Origin of the sequence: Pseudomonas sp. NPDC077186 (genome assembly GCF_044543505.1) — a bacterium.
In the GTDB taxonomy this organism is placed as follows: Bacteria; Pseudomonadota; Gammaproteobacteria; order Pseudomonadales; family Pseudomonadaceae; genus Aquipseudomonas.
In genome coordinates, this window is record NZ_JBITWE010000014.1 from 21199 (window position 1) to 27198 (window position 6000).

At 62.0% G+C, this 6000-nt stretch carries 5 protein-coding genes; 1 reads left to right on the forward strand and 4 read right to left on the reverse strand.

Annotation, left to right across the window (positions count from 1 at the left end):
- Nucleotides 1–84 precede the first annotated feature (84 nt).
- On the forward strand, nt 85–1323 hold the full coding sequence (locus tag ACIGKL_RS24810; RefSeq protein WP_397489005.1) for an MFS transporter: 1239 nt from the start codon (nt 85–87) through the stop codon (nt 1321–1323).
- Nucleotides 1324–1544: 221 nt separating this feature from the next.
- On the opposite strand, the gene ACIGKL_RS24815 is transcribed toward ACIGKL_RS24810, so the two are convergent.
- The 4 genes from ACIGKL_RS24815 to ACIGKL_RS24830 all read right to left on the reverse strand — a co-directional run bounded on the left by ACIGKL_RS24815 (nt 1545) and on the right by ACIGKL_RS24830 (nt 5833).
- Nucleotides 1545–2717, reverse strand: a complete 1173-nt coding sequence (locus ACIGKL_RS24815) for a YeeE/YedE thiosulfate transporter family protein (RefSeq protein ID WP_397489006.1) — start codon at nt 2715–2717, stop codon at nt 1545–1547.
- 125 nt (nt 2718–2842) lie between these two features.
- Complete coding sequence (locus ACIGKL_RS24820; protein WP_397489007.1) at nt 2843–3769, reverse strand: sulfurtransferase; 927 nt, start codon at nt 3767–3769, stop codon at nt 2843–2845.
- 605 nt (nt 3770–4374) lie between these two features.
- Entirely contained in the window at nt 4375–4905 is a 531-nt protein-coding gene (locus tag ACIGKL_RS24825; RefSeq protein WP_397489008.1) for a hypothetical protein, read from the reverse strand.
- Between the two features lie 28 nt (nt 4906–4933).
- Complete coding sequence (locus ACIGKL_RS24830; RefSeq protein ID WP_397489009.1) at nt 4934–5833, reverse strand: hypothetical protein; 900 nt, start codon at nt 5831–5833, stop codon at nt 4934–4936.
- Between the last annotated feature and the right edge of the window lie 167 nt (nt 5834–6000).

Genomic DNA, 6000 nt, shown 5'->3' on the forward strand with positions numbered 1-6000 from the left:
CGTTTGCCCCACTGCTGCGCTTTGTCTTAGATTGCCCGGCTCACCTCGACCGGCACCCGCCGGTCATGCCCCGAGGCTCGCACCGTGTCCGCTGCCGTTTCCGTTTATCGCCTCCCCGGTTTCCTGCCCTTTCTCGCCGCGCGCCTGCTGGCGGTGTTCGCCATGCAGATCCAGGCCATAGTCGTCGCCTGGCAGGTCTACGACATCACCCGCGACCCGCTGTCGCTGGCCTACGTCGGCCTGGCGCAGTTCGTGCCGATGCTGCTGCTGTTGATGCCGGCCGGCGATCTGATCGACCGCTTCGACCGCAAGCTGATCCTCCTGCTCAGCTGGCTGGTGGAAGGCCTGTGCGCCGCCGCGCTGCTCTGGCTGTCGCTGAGCGAGGCGCCGGTGAGTGGCTACTACGCCGTGCTGGTGCTCTACGGCAGTGCCCGCGCCTTCACCGGGCCGGCGCTGTCCAGCCTGCTGCCGCAGATCGTGCCGCGCGAGCGCCTGGCCGCGGCGATTGCCGCCAACAGCATGATCATGCGCGGCGCGACCATCTCCGGCCCGGTGCTGGGCGGCGGCCTGTACGCCATCGGCGGCGGCGGGCTGACCTACTCGGTGTGCCTGCTCGGCTTCCTCGCCGGCGCCGCGCTGCTGCCGCTGGTGCCGGTGCGCCATGCGGAGAAGCTGCAGGCGCTGGAAGCCACGGCCTGGGCGCGCTTCACCGCCGGCATCGGCTTTATCCGCTCGCGGCCGATCATCCTCGGCACCATCTCCCTGGACCTGTTCGCCGTGCTGCTCGGCGGCGTGGTGGCGCTGCTGCCGATCTACGCCCAGGAGGTGCTGGAAGTCGGGCCCACCGGCCTGGGCCTGCTGCGCAGCGCCATGGCCATCGGCGAGGTGACGGTGGGCCTGTACCTGAGCATCAAGCCGTTCAACCGCCGGGTCGGCCTGGTGATGTTCGCCGCGGTGGCGCTGTTCGGTGTGGCCAACCTGGTGTTCGCCCTGTCCAGCCTGTTCTGGCTGTCGTTCGCCGCGCTGGTGGTGGCCGGCGGCGCGGACATGGTGAGCATGTACATCCGTTCCTCGCTGGTGCAGTTCTCCACCCCGGACGCCATGCGCGGCCGGGTCAACGCGGTGAACATGCTGTTTATCGGCTCGTCCAACGAGCTCGGCGAATTCCGCGCCGGCACCAGCGCCGCCTGGTTCGGCGTGGTGCCGGCGGCGCTGATTGGCTGCGCCTGCACCCTGACCGTCACCGGCGGCTGGCTGCTCGGCTTCAAGAGCCTGCGCCAGGTCGACCGCTTCGAGGATGCCTCGCCAGGCAAGACCGGGTAGCGTCGAGGCGCGCCACCCTCTCCCCCGGCCCCTCTCCCACAAGTGGGAGAGGGGAGCAAAGCAGCGCGGCGTTCGCGTAGGGTGCGCCGTGCGCACCGCATCCGGGCTACAGGCGAACTCCGACCTCTGCCTCACCCCAAGCGCAACAGCAACGTAGCCCGGATGCAATCCGGGGCTTTTTGCTGCCGGGTTTCCCCGGATTTCATCCGCGCTACGGAGCCTTACCCCAAGCGCAACAGCGGTCTTAGCTTCAACCCAAGCACGATGCCAACCAGGCAGAACAGGCCGAACAGCCAGCCCGACGCCGCCCCGGCCATCACCCCGGACAGCAGCGTGCCCACCGTGCAGCCCAGCGCCAGCAGGCTGCCCCAGCCCAGCAGCACGCCGCCGAGCAGGCCGCGCAGCCAGTCGCGGGGGGCGCCGCTGCTGGGGCGAAAATCGCCGGCGGCCAGGGCGCTGGCCCAGGCGGCGAGCACCAGGCCGATCACGAACAGGCCGTTGTTCGACAGCAGCGTCTGCTTGACCGCCGTGGCGCAGCCGGCGAAACCGTCGAGCCCCTCCAGACGCGCCGGCAGCCAGCCCAGGCTGTCGGCGCCGGTGCGCGCCAGGCTGCCCAGCTCGGCCGTCACCCCCAACGGGCCGACGCGAAAATAGGCCAGCACCGCCAGGGCGCCGATCAGCACGCCGCCGACCCAGGTCGGCCAGCGCACGCCGAATAGCAGCGACCATAGCCCGCGTACCTCGGCCGGCCTGCCCGCCTGGCGATAGCGCAGCAGCCAGGCGGCCAGGGCGCCGAGCAGCGCCAGTTGCAGCAGCAGCGAGCCGCCGTAGCCGAGCCGGCCCGGCAGCCAGAGCACCGGCGCCTGCTGCAGCGCGGCCAGGTACAGCGGGTTCCAGCTGAGAAAGCCGAGGGCGAAGCCGAGCAGCGCGCCGGCCAGCGCCGCCAGCGAGGCGAAGTTGCCCTCGCCGAGGCGATACAGATGGGCGCTGAGGCACGAGCCGGAAATCGCCATGCCCAGGCCGAACACCGTCGCCGCCAGCGCCAGCACCCAGCTCAAGGGGCCGATATGGGCGTCCGGCGGCAGGCGCCCGGCGAAGGGATCGGGCAGGAAGGCGCCGAACACCGCGTGATAACCCAGGGTGCCGACGGCCAGCGCGGCGAGCAGGCCGAGCAGGCCGTCCGGCACGCGCCGTTCGATAAAGTCGCGGCTGATGCAGAAGAAGCAGAAGCGCGAACGTTGCAGCAGCAGGCCGAACAGCGCGCCGCCGAGCAGCGAGAAGCTGAAGGCGCGGCCCTGGTTGCTGCCGTCGGCCAGTTGCCAGGCGGCGGCGAGCAGGGCGACGGCGAGCAGCAGGGCCATGCTGCGGCAAAGCGGGGTACGGCTGGCGGTCATGGCAGGTCCTTGGCTGGCCGGGATGGAGCGCGCGCCTGGCCGTAGGGGGGGACATGGCGCCAGCCTTGTCCACCTTCGGTGTCGCAAGCGGTGGACAAGCCTTTGGCATGTCCACCCTACGCCTGCTACTTACCGCCCCAGACGGTGCCGGCCAGGTTGGTCACCGGTACGCCCACGGCGTTGCCGTACTCGGTCCAGGAACCGTCGTAGTTGCGCACCTCGTAGCCGAGGATCTTCTTCAGGGCGAACCAGCTGTGGCTGGAGCGCTCGCCGATGCGGCAGTAGGTGATGATCGGCTTGCTGCCGTCGATGCCCACCGCGGCGTAGACCTGCTTCAACTCCTCGGCCGACTTGAAGGTGCCGTCGGCGGCCACCGCCTGGCCCCAGGGCACGTTCACCGCGCCGGGCACGTGGCCGGCGCGCACCGCCAGCTCCTGCACGCCCTGCGGGGCGAAAATCTTGCCGCTGTACTCGTCCGGCGAGCGGATATCCACCAGCTGCACGTCGCTGCGTTTCTCGGCGGCGGCCAGCACGTCCGGCAGGAAGGCGCGCAGCGCCTTGTTGGCGGCCTTCACCGTGACGTTGCCGGCGCTCGGCGTGCTGGCGCGGCTGTCCAGGGCGCGGCCCTCGGCCTCCCACTTGGCGCGGCCGCCGTCGAGCAGCTTGACGTTGCTCACCCCGTACACGTCGAACACCCAGGCGCCCCAGGCGGCGAACCAGTTGTTGTTGTCGCCGTAGAGGATGGTGGTGCTGTCGTCGTTCACCCCGGCCTTGCGCAGCAGCGCCTGGAAGGCCTCCTGGCTGGCGATGTCGCGGCGCACCGGGTCGACCAGGTCGCTGTGCCAGGCGAAATTGACCGCGCCGGGAATATGCCCGCGCTCGTAGACGCCGGGCACCACGCTGACCTCGACGATGCGCAGCTTGGGGTCGTTCAGGTTCTGCTCCAGCCAGTCGGTGCTGACCAGGTATTGGCTGGCGGCCTGCGTCGGCAGCGCCTGCAGCAGGGCGGCGACCGCGAGCAGGCCGGCGCCGAGGAGGGACTTGATGTTCATGGTGCATGACCTCTTGAGGGGGCAGTTCAGAGGCTAGCCAGCCAGGCGCCGAGCGGAAGAAATATTTGTCGCTATGCATATGTCGTTCGGTTGTGAGCCGCCCGCGTCGGCCTTAGAGCGCGGCGAGCCAAAGCAACGGCAGCGCGATGCCGTCGAGAAGGTGGACCAGCTTCGCGTTGGCCACCCTGCGCCAGTAGCAGGCCGGCAAGGACAAGCGGCCAGGGCCGCTGCCGGACCGGCCCCGCGACGAATAGAGCGGCTGGAACCGCAGGTTGGGCTGAGCGCAGCGAAGCCCAACAGGGCCGGAATGGGGGGGCGTGAGGCGTTGGGCTGACGGCGGGGGTAATCAGTCAGGCGTGATGGTTTTCTGGTGGCTGTGGTGAGCAGCAGCACTGTCGGAACAGGCGAGTCCTGCAGCGGGACAAGGCCGATAACAATGCTGATCCTCGAGGTCGATTGAACGCTTGGCCCCCGCTGCGCGAACTACCCAATGGCCAGGGTGGTAAAGCCCAAAACAGGCCGGATATACGAATGCAAGCGCGCTGACGACAGGTGCAAAAGCAAGGCTTTACTCAGTGCTTGTGGGGAGAGTCCATATATGCTTGTTAGGGTTGAACACGAAGATACACAATGCCCAGCAGGGCCATTGATGCATACCAAATAGCTTGCCGAGGATCGAACCTAAATAAATTTCTTACGTCGTCAGTTACATCGGTAGATAAGAGATTGAAATTTTTTAGAAAAATATCTCTTTCCTTGGTGTTCATTTTTTCGACATGTTCGGTTAGATCAAAGTTGACGTTCTTGACGTCATGCCCCAGTTTGTTTCGCAGCTCTGAAAATGAACTTATAAAACGTCGTTCCGCTTCATCAAGTAGGCCAAGTGATTTTATAAAAGCAGCTTTGCCTGTAGATTTATTGCTCATATCGAGGCGCGAAAAAATATCAGCTAAACCTGTTTTTCCGAGATGTTCTGTTAGCAGGTGAGAAATTGCTGCTTCAATAAGAGCGTGCATTTTAATGACGAATGACCAATCGTTCTCATCGTCATTGTCTAGAGAATCAAAAAAACCTGGCTCTATTCCAAGTTTTTCTTCGAGGAGTGGGACTAACTCGCCCAAATTATGCTTGGCCATTTTGCATATCCTCTTGAAACCCTAACGATTAAGCTAACCGGCGAACAAAAGCGTAGCTTTTGTGAGTCCAGTGAGCGAAGCGAGCGTGGTTGAGCGTATAGTTATACGTAGACTCCTCTTGCTGAAATTTTGGGGTAAGGTCGATTAGCACGGGGAGTTTGATTACGCCGGATTGAACTAGCGCGGTAAAAACTAATATTAGTGTTAGTAAAACCATTCTTTTTTGTAATTTTACTGCTTCGGTGTGACGACGTTCTTCTTCTTCGTAGCGCTCAATTGCACTTATTGCGCTGCCAGTCACCACGTACTCATGATTTATTTGGGATATCTCGCCTGAATTAACTAGTGACTCTAAATACAGCTCAAGCCTTCGCTCTTGCTCTTCGCGGGCTGGATGTAGTATCCAGTTTATTGAATATAGACCGGTCATGAGTTGATGGAAGCTGATTCCTGAGTGTGAGCGGTCCAGCTGGGAGTCCATCATGAACTTTAATAGTTCTATTCTTTTCTTTGTTACTAATTTCTTTTTATTGAAGAAATATTGACTGATTGAGTCTAGTTTTCTGTGAAGCCAAATTTTTATATAAGCCCATTTGGTCGCGTAATGGAAAGCGGCATCGCAGATGCCTTTATAGGTTATTTCGTAAAGCCCGTAATAGTGTGTGATTCTAAGATTTCTGTTTTCAATCTCTTGGACTGTAAGGGTGGTTTCATTTGCGTAGGAGTTTCCGTCCCATTCCAGCCCTGATATTTGGTCGCCAGAGATTGCAGTAGCTATGAAAAATGGACAATCATTATTGTCTATGGCTAATACATAGCAGTTTACATTGGCTCCGGCTACTCCTGATCTCGGGATGCGAGATTCACAAGCATTTGAAATGTATTTTGGGAACAACCAGTTGGCCAATAATTTCTGAATTTTTCTCATGGCTCGGCCTACGTATAACGTTTGGTTAAGGGGCGGGCTTTAGCCCGTCCCAGTGAGCGAAGCGAGCGATTTGAATGCTGTAATGGACTCCCCCGCGCCACAGTTCTATACCCAGGACCGTGGTGACTGAGAGTTGGGAGAGCCGTTATGAAACGAATTGCAGTTGA